Origin of the sequence: Paenibacillus graminis, from assembly GCF_000758705.1 — a bacterium.
Lineage (GTDB): Bacteria > Bacillota > Bacilli > Paenibacillales > Paenibacillaceae > Paenibacillus_AQ > Paenibacillus_AQ graminis.
Genome location: NZ_CP009287.1, coordinates 6,861,257 through 6,879,837, shown reverse-complemented (window position 1 = coordinate 6,879,837; position 18,581 = coordinate 6,861,257). Strand labels below are relative to the sequence as shown.

The 18,581-nt window shown below is 50.9% G+C and carries 17 protein-coding genes; 12 read left to right on the top strand and 5 right to left on the bottom strand.

Features of this window, described 5'->3' with window-relative positions; genetic code table 11:
- Positions 1-91: 91 nt before the first annotated feature.
- Together PGRAT_RS29755 and PGRAT_RS29750 are read right to left on the bottom strand one after the other, a co-directional pair.
- Positions 92-1,159: a hypothetical protein gene (locus PGRAT_RS29755; RefSeq protein ID WP_025707827.1), complete on the bottom strand. Its 1,068-nt coding sequence runs from the start codon at positions 1,157-1,159 to the stop codon at positions 92-94.
- A 114-nt stretch (positions 1,160-1,273) separates the two neighbouring features.
- Positions 1,274-2,440 carry a hypothetical protein gene (locus tag PGRAT_RS29750; RefSeq protein WP_025707826.1) on the bottom strand — a complete coding sequence of 389 codons (1,167 nt, stop codon included), beginning with the start codon at positions 2,438-2,440 and terminating at the stop codon, positions 1,274-1,276.
- Between the two features lie 570 nt (positions 2,441-3,010).
- Here PGRAT_RS29750 and PGRAT_RS29745 point away from each other — a divergent pair.
- From PGRAT_RS29745 to PGRAT_RS33605, 7 genes are all read left to right on the top strand, one after another.
- Positions 3,011-4,162 carry a glycosyl hydrolase family 8 gene (locus tag PGRAT_RS29745; RefSeq protein ID WP_025707825.1) on the top strand — a complete coding sequence of 384 codons (1,152 nt, stop codon included), beginning with the start codon at positions 3,011-3,013 and terminating at the stop codon, positions 4,160-4,162.
- A 24-nt stretch (positions 4,163-4,186) separates the two neighbouring features.
- Positions 4,187-5,725, top strand: a complete 1,539-nt coding sequence (wsfD, locus tag PGRAT_RS29740; RefSeq protein ID WP_042267639.1) for a glycan biosynthesis hexose transferase WsfD — start codon at positions 4,187-4,189, stop codon at positions 5,723-5,725.
- Positions 5,722-7,290 (top strand): hypothetical protein, encoded by a 1,569-nt coding sequence (locus PGRAT_RS29735; protein WP_025707823.1) that lies wholly within the window; start codon positions 5,722-5,724, stop codon positions 7,288-7,290. Before wsfD ends, PGRAT_RS29735 begins: the two co-directional genes overlap by 4 nt.
- 119 nt (positions 7,291-7,409) lie before the next feature.
- Entirely contained in the window at positions 7,410-8,660 is a 1,251-nt protein-coding gene (locus PGRAT_RS29730; RefSeq protein ID WP_025707822.1) for a glycosyltransferase family 2 protein, read from the top strand.
- 43 nt (positions 8,661-8,703) lie between these two features.
- Positions 8,704-10,800, top strand: a complete 2,097-nt coding sequence (locus PGRAT_RS29725) for a cellulose biosynthesis cyclic di-GMP-binding regulatory protein BcsB (protein WP_052415747.1) — start codon at positions 8,704-8,706, stop codon at positions 10,798-10,800.
- Positions 10,790-11,644, top strand: coding sequence for a diguanylate cyclase domain-containing protein (locus PGRAT_RS29720; protein WP_025709466.1), 855 nt, complete (start codon positions 10,790-10,792; stop codon positions 11,642-11,644). Before PGRAT_RS29725 ends, PGRAT_RS29720 begins: the two co-directional genes overlap by 11 nt.
- Positions 11,645-11,695: 51 nt before the next feature.
- Positions 11,696-12,025 (top strand): hypothetical protein, encoded by a 330-nt coding sequence (locus tag PGRAT_RS33605; protein WP_156124089.1) that lies wholly within the window; start codon positions 11,696-11,698, stop codon positions 12,023-12,025.
- 89 nt (positions 12,026-12,114) lie between these two features.
- On the opposite strand, the gene PGRAT_RS33600 is transcribed toward PGRAT_RS33605, so the two are convergent.
- On the bottom strand, positions 12,115-12,285 hold the full coding sequence (locus PGRAT_RS33600; RefSeq protein WP_156124088.1) for a hypothetical protein: 171 nt from the start codon (positions 12,283-12,285) through the stop codon (positions 12,115-12,117).
- 61 nt (positions 12,286-12,346) lie between these two features.
- The gene (locus tag PGRAT_RS29715; RefSeq protein WP_156124087.1) at positions 12,347-12,667 is read right to left on the bottom strand and encodes a hypothetical protein; all 321 of its coding nucleotides are present in this window, start codon (positions 12,665-12,667) and stop codon (positions 12,347-12,349) included.
- A gap of 253 nt (positions 12,668-12,920) precedes the next feature.
- On the opposite strand from PGRAT_RS29715, the gene PGRAT_RS29710 reads away from it, so the two are divergent.
- From PGRAT_RS29710 to PGRAT_RS29700, 3 genes are all read left to right on the top strand, one after another.
- A complete protein-coding gene (locus PGRAT_RS29710) occupies positions 12,921-13,709 on the top strand; it encodes an SDR family oxidoreductase (RefSeq protein ID WP_025708452.1) in 789 nt (262 codons plus the stop codon).
- Positions 13,709-14,605, top strand: a complete 897-nt coding sequence (locus PGRAT_RS29705; protein ID WP_025708453.1) for a GNAT family N-acetyltransferase — start codon at positions 13,709-13,711, stop codon at positions 14,603-14,605. Before PGRAT_RS29710 ends, PGRAT_RS29705 begins: the two co-directional genes overlap by 1 nt.
- Positions 14,606-14,738: 133 nt before the next feature.
- Positions 14,739-14,987: a type B 50S ribosomal protein L31 gene (locus PGRAT_RS29700; RefSeq protein ID WP_020425948.1), complete on the top strand. Its 249-nt coding sequence runs from the start codon at positions 14,739-14,741 to the stop codon at positions 14,985-14,987.
- Between the two features lie 432 nt (positions 14,988-15,419).
- Here the strand turns inward: PGRAT_RS29700 and PGRAT_RS29695 are convergent, their stop codons facing one another.
- The gene (locus tag PGRAT_RS29695; protein ID WP_025708454.1) at positions 15,420-16,454 is read right to left on the bottom strand and encodes a copper amine oxidase N-terminal domain-containing protein; all 1,035 of its coding nucleotides are present in this window, start codon (positions 16,452-16,454) and stop codon (positions 15,420-15,422) included.
- A gap of 143 nt (positions 16,455-16,597) precedes the next feature.
- Here PGRAT_RS29695 and PGRAT_RS29690 point away from each other — a divergent pair, with 143 nt between their 5' ends.
- Together PGRAT_RS29690 and PGRAT_RS29685 are read left to right on the top strand one after the other, a co-directional pair.
- Entirely contained in the window at positions 16,598-17,311 is a 714-nt protein-coding gene (locus PGRAT_RS29690) for an HAD family hydrolase (protein ID WP_025708455.1), read from the top strand.
- A 96-nt stretch (positions 17,312-17,407) separates the two neighbouring features.
- Positions 17,408-18,511 carry an MBL fold metallo-hydrolase gene (locus PGRAT_RS29685; protein ID WP_025708456.1) on the top strand — a complete coding sequence of 368 codons (1,104 nt, stop codon included), beginning with the start codon at positions 17,408-17,410 and terminating at the stop codon, positions 18,509-18,511.
- Positions 18,512-18,581: the final 70 nt, after the last annotated feature.

The window sequence follows — 18,581 nt, the reverse complement described above, 5'->3', positions numbered from 1 at the left end:
TATCAATTAAAGATTAAAGAGCTGCACGGGTCGTTCAGGACCGTTGTGCAGCTCTTTTTATTACAAATTATCTTTAAATGTCCAAGAATAGTTACTTAGTTGCACTTGTAATTATTGAAATTTCACCGGAAGAATAACCCAGAAAATAAGCGGTTTGTGTTTTTAAATTATAAAATAAAAATTTCGTACTACCATTTTCAGGCCAATCCTGATTAATTAAAATTTTATTTCCATTTTGAGAAAACAAGGACCAAGTATGTTCTAATAAATTCCCCACAAACAATTGACCATTAATTAACTCTGTTCTCCACCCGGAAAGGTCACCCTCTTCTTTAAAAACATCTTTTATTGAAAATGTTTCCTTGCCGGTTGAATTATCTATTAACCGAAATATTTTTTGGGAATCATTGGTTAAAGGGCGAACTGCATTTCCTGGAACTGCTTGATAGGTGTAGGATGTAAATATAGCCAAATTATTCCCAGTATATTTAAGTTTAAGGTCAGTATTAAAGTCCTTGAATAAAGTTTCATTCTTTGTATATAGATTGACTGTTTTCACAAAAAAATCATCACTCATAATACCTTGTGCCTGATACTTTATAGCTAAATTAGGATATCCTTCAAAAGCCCAATCCATCACAGATATACTTTCATATCCTTTATCAACAATCTTAGCATTATAACTTACACTTGGTTTAATCCAAGGATATTGGTAGAGTTTAAAGGAATTATTTGATTGAACCATTATTCGTTCGTTAACTTTACCAGTAGGAGCAACCCATTTAATTTTACCCCCCGTATTTTGGAGAGCTATTTCAGTCTTACTAATAGGGTTTCCATTATAAGCAAGCACTGTTTTTGATATTTTTTGTTCAGTCACCTTTTTTAGCAGGATTATTTTTTGAGGGCTTTTCATAATGCTCACATCTAAAATAGTATTTGTATCATTTGAAATATTTGTGACCCTATTTGTTATTAGATCGACTAAATCTACTTTATTATTAATATGGTCAACCAATGCCATTACACTATCGCTAACATAGACCACATCCGTTTGATCAATACTTGGTATTATATTAGTTTGATTTGCATATATCTGATCATCTGATACCACTAATCCCATAACTATAGCGAAAATAATGATTAACTTCTTCATCATAGATTTTTCCCCTTTTATACAATTTTTCAATCTTTTATAAGACGTTGCTATAAAGAAAAAGTTGCAGAAAAGTTAAACTTTTCTGCAACTATCTACTCTATATAGAAACTGAAATCAATAGATTCTGTATTGCTCGTCTCTATCATTATCACTTATAACATTTTTAATGTAATCTATTACACCTCCATGGCTCCATGTATTTTCAACCAGACCACTAATAAGACCCGGGTAATCGAAAGAGGATCCATTTTGTTTTAAGAATCTATAGTTCCCCCAATTAGCATAAGATGTGAATCCATTTCTAAATTTCCCCGAAGCCCCTTTTGGCATAGCTATAGCTGTTACACGCTTTACAGCTTTATTAGCTGAATTGTACCCATCAAACCGAACGACATATATTGTGCTATAGCCCAATTGGTAAGTGATGGTTAGAGTGCTATCGGTAGTTTTGTAGTAAACCTTGTAGCCAGTAATGCTTCTGTTCCCAGTTCCATAGTTTTTAGTATAATCGAAATAATATTCTGCATCATTACCTACAGTCCCTGGTTGTGTGATTACAGAATGAGCAGCCCTAGCATGAAAAAGTGGGAACCATCCTTGCCCCTTTGACCCGTTGTATGTACCAAAACCAACTTCAGCTATTCCTACACCGTTCTGATCAATCCCAGTATACATATATGCGGACTCTCCATCAGCGTTAGTTACACTATAGCCAGGTAAAGTAACATCGTCCGCTACCCCACCTGTATAATTCAGGGAACTAGTACTCGTTGGAGTTGTTAATCTATGAAATGCGCCTGTATCTGCCCCTGCTGGTGTTGGAACAGTATCGCCTAGTATAGATTGAATCGAAACATTAGATCTGGTAGCCAATGATGTTTCCCCGAAGTTTTTACTAGTTATCGCCTCTGCTTCGAGTTGTAATTCTTGTGCATCGCCATCATTTTCCCGTGTTTCTTTTACAAAGCGGTTAATGGCGTCACCACTCTCTGAGCTTTCTGCAGATGCAAGTGATCCTAAATCATTAAAGTTCATAATTACTATTTCGGCATTTTTTAGTTGTTCAATATGTTGACTAGTAACTTCATCGATTGTATTTGGCAGTGAAGATCGTGCAGCATTTAGAGCAGAATAACCATGTTGAATTAATTCTTGATTAATAGCATCAGATCTGTAAGCATCAAACTCGTTAGAAACTCTCTCAGTTGCAAACACACTGACAGGGGATACAGATACTAGTAATGCTGCTGCCACAGAAATCTTTAAAATTTTCTTAAACAAGATAAATAACTCCTTATATGGTTTTTAGTTACATAAATTTTTATACCATATATGGGCTTTATTTCATATAAGCACTTACTTAGTCTTTTTTGTTGTAAAATGAGAAATAACGAAGAAAAGTAGATTAAAAAGATATATTATGTAGAACTTTGTAGTTTATTATTAAAAATTCACCAAACGTTCATATCATTTTAACTTTGGAAATTGAACTAACTTCAGAGATTAGAAATATTACGACATTTCCGGTAAGAGGAATTTGCAGAATTGCGGAACTACCTAATCCCCTTCTCAGAACCAATAAATATACTTTTTCTTTGTATGCAATCGCAATTTTAGCAAGCCTAGCATCCCGAATATAGAAGTTTCTCCATGATCAAGACAATTAACCCGACTGCCAAGTTGTAATACATATAAGCTTTTTATGTATGTCAAACCTCAATCATATTAATAGGATAAACACTTTCCTTTTAAATTTGACACATAATGATCAATTGTATGGTTAATTATGTGACTTATATTACCGTTATATTATTATAGATGACACATGGTTTTTCTTGAGGATGTGATGGATTGACAAGCAAACGCAGCGCAGTAACCCTACTTGTACTCTCTCTGCTGCTGGTTTCCTGCAGCGGCAAAGAAGCAGCTACCGGCCCCACCGCTACAGCGGGTGAGACGGTAACTGCACCGCCATCTCCATCGGCCATTACCGGCCGAAGTATGGATAACCGGAAAGAGCGGCAGGAGCTAAGCACATTTATTGCGAAACGGCTTACCGGTCCCTACGGCGTGTATACCAATCTGCTGGAGACAGATGAATCCGGGGAAGCAGCCACCGGTCATGAGGTGCTGAGCGAGTCTGCCTCGCTCCTGATGAGCGCAGCTGTGCTTGCCGGCGATAAGGAGCAGTTTGCCGGCCAGTGGGCGTTGGCGCAGCAAACCTTTGACATGGAAGGCGGCTTCAGCTACCGCTACAGCCCTAAGCAACAGAAGCGGTATCCCGTGAATGCTGCGGTGGATGACCTGCGGCTGATTGGCGCCCTGTATGAGGCGGGAGAGGTTTTTGATGAACCGGCTTATACGAAGCAGGCAGAAAAGTACGGTCAGCGTTTTTATGAGAATAATGTAAAAAAAGGATATATGTATGATTTTTACGACAATAGTTACAAAACTACGAACAACTTCGTAACTTTGTGTTATATTGATTTGGGCACATTGCGAAAACTATCGATATCCAGCGAATTACGCGGTATATTATTGCATAACATGGATGGAATTGTGAAGGAAGGCTACCTCTCGGATTCGTTCCCTTTCTATGAGACAAGATACGATTATCATGCGGGAGCCTACAGCTCCGAAAATATCAATACGGTGGAGTCGCTGCTCAGCATTCTGCATTTGGCGGAGACGGGTGAGCATAAGCCTGCGAGCATCCGCTACATCAAAGAACAGGTCACAGCCGGAACCCTGTACGGGCAATATTCCCGTGACGGGAAGCCGCTGAACGATATCCGTTCTACAGCGATCTACGCCCTGGCAGCCATGATCGGTGCTGAGGCGGGAGACGATTCACTCTATCAAGCAGCTATTGCGAGAATGAACGAATTCCAGATCCGGGATGCGGGCAGTCCGCTATTCGGGGGATTCGGCAATACGGATACCGGACAGGCGTATTCTTTTGACAATCTTATGGCTTTGTTGGCCTATTCTTATTTACACTAAACCACAGTAACGAAGGTGACCCGCATGATCGACGACAACATGGTAAAAACAACGCTGCGGCAGCATTTGATGCCCGCCGGACTGCGGGTTACGCCCGCTTTTGCAGCAGCCTTCGGTGTACTGCTGGTTACGGTGATTGCTTTGTTTACGGCTCCTTACATAGGAATGGCCGACAACGGCGACTTTTTCCGCAACATATACAGCAATGGCCTTTATTTCAACCTGCCTGACTATGACAGCAAGTATTTTGGCTATTTCGTGAAGCATTTTGGAATCTATCAGTACTATAACGAGAATGGCGCGACCCTGGATTCCTCCCAGTCCTTGTTCATCAAGCTGGCTATGGGTCTGAATAAGCTGATCTTCAGCAGCACCGTGTTCGATATCCGTTTTCAGGCAGCCATTTACACGGTTCTTTATGTTGCCGCCATCTATCTTTTAATCGAGGCGGTCACCTGCAAAATGTCACGCAAGCAAGGCATGATTATTGCCGTTATTGCCATTTTGGTGTTCGGAGATACGGGATACACCGCCTATTTCAACTCTTTTTACAGTGAAAGTGTCGTTATGATCATGATGATCTTCGTTTTCGCCTCCTGGCTGCTGCTCTACCGCAAAAAATACAACGACTATGCCCTTCTCGGCCTGTTCGTCCTCAGCAGCATCATTCTGACGACCTCGAAGCAGCAGAATGCCCCGGTGGGGATGATTATCGCTGTGCTCGGAGTATCGCTCGTCTGGATCCGGCGGGACCGTCTGTTCCGCAGCCTGACGCTTGTCTCCATGGCGCTGCTGATGTTGGCCGGAATAGCTACCTACCTGAACATCTCCAAAGAATTTGTGAATATCAACCAGTACCATGCCATGACCCGGGGTGTGCTGAAAGAATCCTCCAATCCGGAAACAACGCTGAAATCATTCGGAATCAATGAGCAGTACGCCATTCTAAAGGACAGCATTTATTACGAGCAATACGGGACGGTAGATGTGAATTCGCCGATTCTGGAAAAGGATTTCTACAGCCGCTACGGCTTTGGCTCTATTCTCAAACACTATGTGACGAATCCCGACCAGCTTGGTTCCATCCTGAATGTGGCGGCCCGCAGCGCTTTTTCGATCAAGCCTGCGGCGATGGGCAATTATGAAGAGTCGGCAGGCAAGGCTTTCCGGGCCCAAAGCCATTTTTTTACGGCCTACAGTCTGCTTAAGCAACAGCTCGCCCCCAAAACCTTTGGTTTCATCCTGCTCTGGATGGCGCTGGTTATCGGTCTCTACATGCCATCCTGCGTGGAGGCGGTCAAAGCCCGCAATATGCGGGCTTTACAGCGGATGGTGCTGATTCTGGCCAGCATGGGAGTCGGCCTGTCGGGGATTTTTGTCTCGATTATCGGAGCGGGGGACGCCGACATTTCGAAGCATGAATTCCTGTTCACCTTATGCTTCGATTTGGTCACCTTCATGCTGGCGGCTGACGTGATTGGCCGCAGGATGTTCGTCAGACGCCAGCCCGCTGCGAGCAAGGCAGGACAATATCCTGAGGTGCAGAAGGGTGTGAGCGCTTGAACCAACGGAGGGCTACCAGTCTGCTGCTGCCGCTGATCATTACTGTTCTTGTATTGCTGTCTGCCGCTCCGCCGGTACAGGCCCAGGCTGGGCAGGACGCCTCCGCTCCACAGAGGGTGCTGCTTCTGTACGACAGCCTGGCCAAAGGCACTGTCCGCGAAGGCAATGTAAGTGAGCTGCAGCGGCTGCTGTCAGCCATGGGCAGCCAGGTAACACTTCTAAGCCTGGATCATTACGAGCCGGGGACCATGGATTCTTTTGCCCGGGTCATCACCGTAATGAATGCTGCAGATCTTGCTCCTGCGAACCGGAGTTATCTTGAGGATACGGAGCGCTATACGGGGCAGGCACTGTATGTGGGCTATCATCCTCCCGCCAGGCTGTTGAAGGACATGCAGCTGACTACGGGAACTGCAGATGAAGACCTTGCCGATCTCACGGTTGGTGAGTTCACTGCTTCTAATCTTCAGGTAAGGGATATGGCTTATATTGCCGCCGTGAAGGCGGAACGCACCTACGGCAGCTTTACCCTGAAGAGCAGCGGCCGGAAGCTGCCTTTCGCGGCGTCGGCCGGAAGCTATACGTATGTCCCTTATCTGGAGCGAGACAATGCCAGTGTAGTGGGCATGTCCTATGTGCTTAGGGAATGGCTGGGAGGCAAGACTGTACCACAGACCTTTCTTGTCCTGAAAGAGATCTATCCGTTCTCCGACCTTGACCTGCTGGAAGAAACCGCGGACCGTCTGTACAAGGCGGGCATTCCGTTTATCGCCAGCGTCCGTCCGGTGTTCAGCAATACCGGTTTTCCGGCGATGCAGCGCTACCTGGACGCCCTGAAGGTGGTTCAGTCGCGGAATGGCAGCATCCTGGTGAATGCACCGGAGGTGATGCCGTCCATTAACAGCAATGACCATACGCTTGGGCAGAAGATGGGCGGATTTGTGAATCTGCTGGTGAAAAACGGCATTGCGCCGCTTGGCATCGGTGCGAACCTATACTGGTCGTATGACAGGGAGTATGCGGAAGCGGGAATGGACTTTTTCGACTCTGCTGTGCTGTTCCCGGACAAGACCGTCCTGCACATGGAACCTTCGAATGTCTCCAAGGCATTCCCTTCCTCTCTCTACAGTCTGACACCGGAGTTCCTCCAGGAACTGCATTACTCTTCCCATGCCATGCCGCAGCTGCCGCTGAATACAGCAATAACTGCAGAGCTCCCGGAAGATGAAGCCGGCCTGGATGCCCTGCTGGAGACGCTGGAACGGCAGTGGGTCTCTTTTGCCGATTATAAGCAGGGGCTGCACAAGACCGTTACGGATGAGAATACGGTGGTCTCGGAGGATGGAGTGGTCCTGGTGAACGGTGCTCCCCTGAATGTCGGTTATGCCCCGGAGGCCGTAAGCAGTGATTACCAATACAAAGAAGAGCAGGTCCGCAGCTTCACGAAGCTGTTCAGTGTGCAGAGCAAATTTTTTATCATAGTGATTATAGTGGCCCTGCTGCTGTTTGGAGCCCTGATGACTGTCGGGTACAGGCTGTACCGGAAGAAGTATTTGAAATCATGAAAAGTAGATCCAAATAATGCGAAATTGAATAAGGAATATGAAGGATGAAGTGACCCCCTGTAGTGACGACCATAACCAAAATATAAAGATCTCAAATTCAGTTTATGTAGGAGAACAACATGACGATCTCAGATGTGCTGATGGTAATTGCGGTGATCTGCATCTGGTCCCTGCTGCTGGTCAATGTGGCTCTAATTATAGCGGGCTATCTGTATTATATTAAAACCGAAAATGAGGACGTTCCGGAGATTAAGGGCGAATATCCTTTCGTTACGATCATGGTGCCTGCGCACAACGAGGGCGTTGTCATCAGCAAAACCGTCGAATCCCTGCTGGCGCTGGATTACCCGCATGACCGGTACGAGATTATTGTGATCAATGACAACTCCTCCGACAACAGCACTGAGCTGCTGAGCCGTATTCAGAGCCGCCAGCCGGAGCGCAATCTGATTATCATCAACACGGATGCGTTCACGGGAGGCAAAGGAAAGTCCAATGCGCTGAACATCGGCTTCACCCGCAGCAGAGGCGAATTGATTGCAATCTATGATGCGGACAATACGCCGGAGCGGACCGCGCTGAGGTATCTGGTCGCCGAGATTATGAATGATGCCACGCTTGGTGCGGTGATCGGTAAATTCCGGACCCGCAACCGTGATGCGAGCCTGCTCACCCGGTTTATTAATATTGAGACGCTGTCGTTTCAATGGATGGCCCAGGCCGGGCGCTGGAAGCTGTTCAAGCTGTGCACGATTCCCGGCACCAACTTCATTATGCGCAGGTCGATTGTAGAGAGCATCGGCGGCTGGGACGTCAAAGCGATCGCCGAGGATACGGAGATCAGCTTCCGCATTTACATGATGGGCTACCGGCTCAAGTTCCAGCCGAAATCCGTCACCTGGGAGCAGGAGCCGCAGACGGTGAAGGTCTGGTTCAAGCAGCGAACGCGCTGGGCCAAGGGGAATATCTATGTCATTGTCAAAAACATTCCGCTGCTGTTCGACCGCTCGGCGGCCAAAATCCGCTTTGATATCCTGTACTATCTGTCCATCTACTTCCTGCTGCTGATATCGCTGGTCACCTCCGACCTGCTGCTCGTGCTGCATGCGATGGGCTATGTGCATACCACCATTGCCGGACTAAGCAGCTTCTTGTGGCTGCTTGCTATCATCCTGTTTGTAGTGGGCATCTTCGTCACACTGACGACGGAGAAGGGCGAGATGAGCCTGTCCAATCTCTGGATCATTCTGCTGATGTATGTATCCTATTGCCAGCTGTGGATGGTCGTTGCCGCTTACGGGCTGTTTAACTATCTCAAAGACGTCATCTTCAAACGGGAAGCCAAATGGTACAAGACGGAACGCTATTAGGCCGCTGTAGGCCAAGAAATCAGTGAAACAGGAGACACGGACAATGAACAAAAAACAGATCATGATGTGGGCGCTCTGCCTCTCCCTTTTCCTGATCCCGCTCCAGGCGGCTTCTGCGGCAGCGGCGGTTCCGGGTGACGGAAGGAAGACGTACGAGACAACATTTACCGGCAGCGACAGTTCACTTACGGGAACAAGCTCGCAGCAGCAGTATTTTACGGTGATGGATTACTGGAATGTGCAGGACCTTCAGGTCAATCTGCATTTTCAGATTTCGCAAATCACTGAGGATCAGATTTCCAGTGTCACCCTCTCCCTGAATGGGAGCCCTTTCTACTCCTTCAGGCCTTCTTTGCAGAACAACGGGGAGCAAAGTGTGACCATTCCGGCACCAAAGGGCTTTTTGAAGCAAGGAGTAAATACGCTGAGCATTCAGGGCTATCTGCGGACAGCCGGGGAGAATAACCAGGTCTGCTATGTGGACAACACACCTGATAATTGGCTGCATCTGTTCAACACCTCCAGTGTGGCGGTAGCCTATACGCCGAAGGCTTTGAGCGGCGGCATCAGCGATTTCAGCGAGCGCTTCTCCGGGATGGATTATGTGAAAAGAGGTCAAAGCCTCCTGAGTGTGCCGGAACATGCCAGCGGTTCTGAACTGGAGGCGGCCACCTATGCTTTATCGGGCTTCGCCAAGGCCAATACCTTGGCCGGCACAACGCTTCCCCTGCTGCCCTACAGTGAAGAAGCTGTCAAGGACAAGGAGCTTGTAGTTTTGGTCGCCCTGGCGGACCATGTGCCGGGCGAGCTTAAGCCGCTGCTTGATGCTTCCGTGGACCTGAACGGGCAGGCTCTCCTCCAGCTGGTGAACAAGGACAGCCAGCCTACGCTGGTTGTCACTTCCAAAGATGAGAGCCTGCTGATCAAGGCCGGACGGCTGCTCGCCAGCCGCCAGCTGGTCAGCCAGATCAGCAGCGGCAAGAAGGTCATCGATGATGCCACCGATGTGTCATCACCGGCTTTTGCGATCAGCTCCAATGTGACCTTTACAGAAACCGGAGATAAGCTGACTGGTCCGAACCATCAGGAACAGACCTACTTCGTCACACTGCCTTCGAACCGTTCGATTGCCGATTCCGGCAAAATCAGCCTGGATTTCCGCTATGCGGAGAATCTGGACTTTGGCCGCTCGCTGGTGACGGTAAGCATCAACGATACACCAATCGGCAGCAAGAGGCTGACCAAGGAGCTGGCAAACGGCGATATACTCAACCTGGCGATTCCGCAGAGCCTGAATATCTCCGGCAACTTCTCGGTGACCGTGGCATTCGATCTGGAAATGAACAATGCCATCTGTACCCCGAATACGGGGCAAATGCCCTGGGCTTATATCAGTAAAGAAACAGCGATGCAATTGAACACCAAGGACCGCACGGATTTGCTGTTCAACAATTATCCGTATCCGTTCCTTCGGGATGAAATCTACAACCATGTGGCGGTAGTGCTTCCGCAAAAAATGGACAACTACACATACCAGAGCCTGGCGAATATTTTCAACTTGTTGGGTCAATATGCAGGCGGCAATACAGGGGATATCCACTACTACACTGATGCTGTCAGTCCAGAGAATCTGAAGAACAACAATATCATCGCCATTGGTTCCTATAAGGATAACAAGGTGATCCGTGACAACAATGACAAGCTGTACTTCCGGTACAATAAAGATGGGGACACGATCCTCTCCAATGAGAAGGTCAGCATCGATGAACAGTATGGGGCGGAGATCGGCACGCTGCAGCTGCTGGATTCCCCGTATGAGAGCGGGCGGGGCTTCATGGCAGTGACTGGAGTCAGCACAGAGGATATGTATCTGGTCTCCAAGCTGATTGCGAGCGATAAGGACAAATGGAAGGTATATGGCGACGGGGTGACCGCCGACAAGGACGGCAACGTCAGTGCGTACCGCTTCAAAAAAATTGCAGGAGCCGACAAGGACTCTGTGATCGGGCAAATCACGGAACGCAGCGATGTGCTGGGCTTCGTGGTGGCGGTTGTGCTTGCAGTTACGCTGGTGATTGTCTCGCTGCTTCTGCTGTTCCGCAAACATATGAAGAAACGGGGGGATAAGCGTGAGACGTAACCGCAGCAGCCTTTTTTCCGATCTCGCTTTTCTGGTATTCCTGGTGCTGAACTTCATATGTATCGTCTTTATCGCAGGTTCGCCCGATCATTACATCCAGAACATAATTATTTTGAATATTGCTTTTCTGCTGGCGCTGGTTACCTATTTCACTACCGTGACTGCTGGGCTGGTGCTGAATCTGGCTTTTATCTTCGGTTACGGCTTCTTCGTCCTCTACCAGACAGTGTCCGAGGGCGGGACTATCGGCGTCAATACGTATTTTTGGCTGATTATGACCCCGCTGCTCACAGTAGTAATCTGGGTGTTTACATCCAGAACCCGGGAGCTTCAGATCGAGAATGAGCTGCTGGAGAAAAAAACGGCAACCCTCGCCACTGTCGACGAGAACACCGATCTGCGGAACATCATTTCTTTTCAGAAGGATGCCAGTTTGTTCACGGGAATCTCCACACGCTACAGCATTCCGCTTACGCTGCTGGTGGTCAAGGTGAAATACTGGAGTGAAATCCGCCGTCTGATCCCGGAGGAGCAGCTGTCTGAGGCGATCTATGATGTGTCCCAGCTTAGCCAATCCAGTATCCGCACCAACGATGCGCTGTATTTGCTGGATAAGGAGGATGCCACTTGGGGGCTGCTGCTGTTCACGGACCGGGAGGGGGCCAAGATTGTCATCGAGCGGATCAAACTCAAGCTGCAGGAATTGAATGATACGGAATTCTCGGCTAAATATAAGGTGAATCTGGGCCTCAAAATCGGCGCTGTACAATATGAGGCGGAAACGGTGGAGAATCCGTTTGATTTTATTTTGCAGGCCAAGAAGCAGTTGGAATACGACGTGTAGCCTTCCCATGGAGGGCCGTCTGTAACTATAGATAGCGATGGGCGCGCTTGCGTGCTCATCGCTGTTTGGCTTGGGACGCCCGTCGGGCCGGTTGGCGGGGAAACAACGGCAGAAATGCCGTTGTTGGAGGTTCGCGGGGCGGTTGGCGGGGAAACAACGGCAGAAACGCCGTTGTTTGAGGTTCGCGGGCCGGTTGGCGGGGAAACAACGGCAGAAGTGCCGTTGTTAGAGGTCCGTCGGCCGGTTGGCGGGGAAACAACAGCGGAAATGCCGTTGTTGAGGGTCGTGGGCCGGTTGGTACGGAAACAACGGCAGAAACGTCGTTGTTGGAGGTCCGTCGGCCGGTTGGCGGGGAAACAACGGCAGAAATGCCGTTGTTGAGGGTCTGTGGGCCGGTCTGTCCTTGACGGGGGAGAGAATGCTCATCCAGACTCTGCCTGAATGTGTCATAGCATTGCCACAGCATCCCGCTACGTCCCGATACATTGCCACAGCATCCCGCTGCGTCCCGATACATTACCACAGCATCCCGCTGCGTCCCGATACATTGCCACAGCATCCCGCCGCGTCCCGATACATTGCCACAGCATCCCGCCGCGTCCCGATACATTGCCACAGCATCCCGCTACGTCCCGATACATTGCCACAGCATCCCGCTACGTCCTGATACATTGCCAGAGCATCCCGCTGCGTCCCGATACATTACCACAGCATCCCGCTGCGTCCGATACATTGCCAGAGCATCCCGCCGCGTTCCGATACATTGCCAGAGCATCCCGCTGCGTCCCGATACATTGCCAGAGCATCCCGCCGCGTTCCGATACATTGCCACAGCATCCCGCTGCGTCCCGATACATTGCCAGAGCATCCCGCCGCGTTCCGATACATTGCCACAGCATCCCGCTGCGTCCCGATACATTGCCACAGCATCCCGCCGCGTCCCGATACATTGCCACAGCATCCCGCTGCGTCCCGATACATTGCCACAGCATCCCGCCGCGTTCCGATACATTGCCAGAGCATCCCGCTGCGTCCCGATACATTGCCGCTGCATCCCGCTACGTCCCAATATACCGCCCCATTGCCATGCTCCAGATAAGGCCGGGAGTCTGGACCCGGGGCCCGGGCTGTACTAAAATTAGTCTATCCGCTGCTGATTATTGGCAGCATGGGTACTAACACTACCGGAACTACAGTACGGAAACCTGAGCTTCGGCTGCGGTAAGCTTCATTCAGGCAACCGGGCCCGGGGTGCCGGAACAAGGAGGCGTAGAGAATGGATTTGGGTCTTACAGGGAAATCGGTATTTGTCGCAGCAGCCAGCAAGGGGCTGGGACTAGCGACCGCGCTGGAATTCGCACGCGAAGGCGCGAAGGTGACCATCGCCAGCCGGAATCTGGAGCAGCTTGAAGCGGCCCGGCGGACCATTGCAGAGGCAACCGGGCATGAGGTAGCCGCGGTGCAGATGGATGTGAACCGCCCGGAGGAGATCGGGCGGGCGATTGAAGCCGCCGCCGAATATGGGGGCGGGCTGGATGTGCTGGTCACCAATGCCGGAGGCCCTCCGGGTGGAGGCTTTGAGGAGATGATCGACGCGGACTGGAACGGCGGCTATGAGCTTACGCTGATGGGCACGGTGCGCATGATCCGGGAGGCGCTGCCTTACTTGCGCTCAAGCGGCGGGGGCCGCATCGTGGGCGTCAGCTCGGTCTCGATCAAGCAGCCGATTGGCGGCCTGATCCTCTCCAATGTTTTCCGGGCGGGGGTGAGCGCGCTGTTCAAGACGCTTGCGGCCGAGCTTGCTCCGGAGGGCATCCTGATTAACTCGCTTGCACCCGGCCGCATCAGCACCGACCGGATTCTGCAGCTGGACGGCAAGCGGGCGGATGCCCGCGGCATCTCCCGCGAGCAGGTCGAGCAGGAGGCGCTGGCCCAGATTCCGGCCGGACGAAGCGGAACGCCGGAGGAGTTCGGCAAAGCAGCCGTGTTCCTGGGCTCTTTTGCCAATACCTATATTACCGGCCAGTCTCTGCTGATCGACGGCGGGATGGTGAAGTCCCTGTAATGGTTACGTTTAGAACATTGGGCGAAATTCCTCTGCAGGACACGCTCGCTGCCTGGAATGCAGGGTTCCAGGATTACTATGCGAATTTGCAGATGGACTGCCGGACGTTCCTGGGCAGGTTTCACCGGGAGGATCTGCTGCCGGAAGAATCCATCATGCTCTATGCGGACGGGCAGGCGGTAGGCTTCACCCTGAACGGGCTCCGTACGGTAAACGGGGAGATAATGGCCTGGAATGGAGGGACTGCCGTCCTTCCGGCCCACAGGGGCCAGGGAATGGGCAGACATCTGCTGGAAGAGAACATACGCAGATACAGGCTCGCCGGAGCGAAGACAGCAACGCTGGAAGCCTTTGTGCAGAACGAGCCTGCGATTGCCTTATATGAAAAGTATGGCTACCGAGGGCAAGGAACGACGCTGTTCTACGCATTGGACGGTGGGTTTGCCGTTCCAGCGGAGCCTGAACAAGCTTCCGGGGATTATAATGAATCCGGTCTGCAGATTCGTGAGGGTGCAGCTGCAGAGGCGGCAGCGCTGCCCTTCTACGACTATTCCGGTCCCTGGCAGACCCACTGGCCCAGCCTCAAGGACGGACGCTGTCTGATTGCTGAGCAGAACGGAGCCGCACTGGGGTACGTCCAGTTCCGGCGGGTATATTCGGGGACGGGGCAGCTCAGCGGGATTCAGCTGTATCCAGGCAAGCTGCGCGAGGATCTCCCTGCCGGGGGGAGGCTTATCCATCTGCTGCTTAGCCGTATCTTCAGCTATAGCGGAAGCGGGGTCAGCCTGAGCACGGTGCATACCCCGTCTTCAGACGATAGAACACGCAGCTGGCTGGAAGCTGCCGGGTTCAGCGTGCGGAGTGAGCTTTTACACATGCAGCGGATATTGGATTAATTTAGGTGATTGACTCAGCGCTCCCGATAGCGTATGATAGTATGGCGTGTAAATCTGTGGATTTAGTTATCTCCCAAGAGATCGCTTCATTTTGCCATAGAGATTGTATATGTACGGGAAGGAGGTTACTACAATGAAAGAAGGCATACACCCTAAATTCAACCAGGTGATTTTTCTGGATGCCAGCGTAGGTTTCAAATTCCTGAGCTCGTCCACCAAATCGTCCAATGAAACTATGGAATGGGAAGACGGCAACACTTATCCAGTGATCCGTGTGGACTCCAGCTCCGCATCCCACCCGTTCTACACTGGTAAACAAAGAGATACCGAAACTGGCGGCCGTGTGGATAAGTTCAAACAACGGTTGGCGCAGAAGAAATAATAGTTTTACCGCACAGAGGATATTCCGCAGCCATGCAGATGGTATCGGGAAGTCCTCTTTTTTTTTGTACAGGCTGCTTACTTCGCACGGATAAAGGGTAATAATAAACAGGTGGGAAGTGGAAGGTGTCAATTATAGCGATTGGAACGGCATGTAATGTGTATTCCGAAAGGTAGTTGATTTCACCCATGTACTATCTGAAAGGCAAAAACAAATCGAGATGGCGTCGATTGTTTACCGGAAAAGTACCCTAGCCTGTGGAACCTGGCATAACTAAATATTCACTTCTCACCTTTTGAAGACTCTGCGGGCTGCCTGCAGGGTCTTCGCTGTGTCGGAGCCGGGCCAAGTGCGGTTCAACACAGTAAAACAGCCGCGCCCCCGATTTTGCAGGGCCGCGGCTGTTTTATTAATAAAAATCTGGAGCCTTTCTTAAAGCTTATCGGCCTTCAGAACCACCTTCAAAGCTGTGCCTGATGGAGGCAGGCTGCGGGTCAGCAAGGGGCTGTAGAAGCTGATCACTTCGGCTCCCTGGATCACATCGGCGGAGGACGCTGCCTCACCATTCTCATTAATGATGACCGTGTCCTTCGCCAGGCGAAGAACAACCTCGTTTTGCGACTTCTCGCTCAGTGCACTGCCGCGGATGCGAATGCTGGCCGTGCCATCCTCCGCTGTAGTGACTTGCTGGACCGTGCCTGCCGTGCCAAGCAGCTCTTCCCCTGTCTCCCCGTCCAGTACAGTGATCTGGTAGGCCGGTGTTTGCGGGGGGAGGCTGCGGGTGGAAATCAGAGAGTGCTGCGCTTCTATAGTCATGCCGATATGAAGCTCGCTGAAGGCCAGCTCAGAACCGTCTTGGCGGGTAAGCTTGGTATCCTTCCCCACGTTCAGAATCATTCCTTCGGTGCCGATACCCCGGATACGTACCGACTGGTAGCTGCCGGCATCGGTAATGGCTGTGATGACACCGGTCTCACTGATATGCTCTGCTGCCGGGTTGACCACGATCTGCTGTCCCTCCATGCTAATCGATTGACGCAGCACTTTGCTTACAAAAGAGGCGGGGACATACAGCTTGTTCTGCTTCGTTTGCGGAGCAGTTCCGAGCTGGATATACATCTTATTGACGGCATAGCGGTCCTTGCCGCTTTGTACGCTGGTGAAAATGCTGCCTTTATGCAGGTCAACGGCTTTCGTCTGCGCATTCCAGGCCACGGTGAAGCCGAGTGCATCGGCAACGGCGCGCAGAGGAAGCAGCGGCTCTTTGCTGCCGGGAGACTGGAAGCCGGGCTCGGAAAGAGCAGAACCATTTACGGATATGGAGAGTTTTGCAGCCGCAGCAGAGGGTGACTGTACGGTGCCGTGATTAGATGCCGATGCAGCGCTAGGGGCTGCCGAGACTCCTCCAGTTGTAAGAGCAAGTGAAAGGGTTAGCAGGATTGCACTTGTTTTCAGGGCAGCGTTCATAGGTATACTCCTTTGATTTAATTCTCGGGTACCGATTCTATTAACTTCTAAACGTCATGAATCGCGAAATTGTTGCATAAACCATGGATCGGTTTACAATGAAAATATTGGCAACAGCTTCAGAAACGGTCAGGAGGGAAAGTATGTATCAGACTTACATTTTTGATCTGTATGGCACACTGATTGATATTGAAACGGATGAGGAGCGGCCGGAAATCTGGGAGCGGCTGTCGCTCCATTTCAGTTATCATGGGCTGAATATTTCCGGAGTGGAGCTGCAGCAGCGTTTTCTGCAGGAGCGGGACCGGCAGTTGGCTGCAGCTGCACAGCACTGTGCGTATCCGGACTTCGTGATGGAAGAGGTGTTCCGTGCGGTGGCCCGCGATTTGGGCGGTAATCCGGGACAGGCCTGGCTGCATGAAACTGTAAGATGGCTGCGCACCTTGTCGATGATTAAGATCTCCCTATATAGCGGGGTGGAGGGAATTCTTCGGCGCTTAAGATCAAGCGGCAAAAAGGTATTTCTCCTCTCCAACGGCCAGAAAACCTTCATTGAAGCCGAACTCACCATGCTGGGCATCCTGCATTTATTCGACGGTGTGGCGATTTCGTCAGAGGCAGGGATCAGCAAGCCGGACCCGCTGTTCTACCGCTACCTGACGGAGAAATATGGGGCGGATCTAAGCTCTGCGATCATGATCGGCAACGATCCGCGTACGGATATGGCCGGTGCGGCGGCGGTGGGGATAGACTCCTGTTATATCCGCACAGCCTCCTCTCCGGCTGATGTGCCGGTACAGAGCACCGTCCAGATCTGGGACGGCGATCTGCGCAAAATTCCCGGCTGGAATTTGTAGCCTTCACAGTGAGTTAGCGCGCAACATTTGCCCCGCCGGCCTGGACCGCTTTATAATATGTCCATGATCTTACTATGCCGGAGAGAAGGCTGGACCATGACCTTAATTATGATCGCTGTATCCCTTGTGGTGCTGGCCGCAGCGGCTTACATTGTAATGACCTTTTATCCCGCTTTTGGACGACGGGCTTCCAGAAAGGAAAAGCAAATCATAAGCCGCTCGCTGAACTATAAGGATGGCAAATTTGTCTATCCGGCTGCAACTGCGATGATGGAGAACAGCGCGGGAAGCAGCTTTTCCATTCTCAAGGATTTCATCAAAGGCAACCCCCGCTCACGGCCTCCGCAGCCCCTGATTCCTGAGAAGCTGCTGCCCGGTTCAATTCAGGAGAGCGGGGATACCCGTGTGACCTGGTTCGGGCATTCCGCGGTGCTGCTGGAGATGGACGGAGTGACCTTGTTCCTGGACCCTATGCTCGGCCGCTCGCCTTCCCCATTTCCGTTCGTTGGCGGCAGGCGTTACAGCAAGCAGCTGCCGGTTGAGATTTCGGAGCTTCCCCGCATAGATGCTGTGCTGCTCTCCCATGACCATTATGACCACCTCGATTATGGCTCGATCAAGCAGTTAAAGGACAAGGTAGGCATGTTCATTGTACCGCTTGGCGTCGGCGCCCATCTGCAGCGCTGGGGAGTGAGCCGGGAGAAGATCCGTGAACAGGACTGGTGGGATGAGATCCAGTATGCGGGGCTTACTCTGACCAGTGCTCCGGCACGGCACTTTTCCGGACGCAGCCTCCTGGACCGCAACTCCACGCTCTGGTGCTCCTGGATTATCCGGGGAGCAGAGACGAAGATCTTTTTTAGCGGCGACAGCGGTTATGGCCCCCATTTTGCCGAAATTGGCGAGAAATATGGCCCTTTCGATCTGACACTGATGGAATGCGGCCAATATGATCCCCGATGGGCGGATATTCATATGCTTCCGGAGCAGACGGTTCAGGCGCATCTGGATGTTCGCGGGGCACTGATGATCCCCATTCACTGGGCGGCATTTACCCTGTCGATGCATGACTGGACCGATCCGGTGGAGCGGGTCTTCTCAGCGGCTAAGGCACACGGCGTTCGACTGGCGACACCGCGCATCGGCGAGCCGGTCTATGCCGGTTCGGCAGAGGTTCCCTCACTTGCGTGGTGGAAGTGAGAGATGCGGCTGAGCCGGGAGTTAGGGTACAATAACATCCATGCCGCTCTTTCGTCGGCATCATCGATGA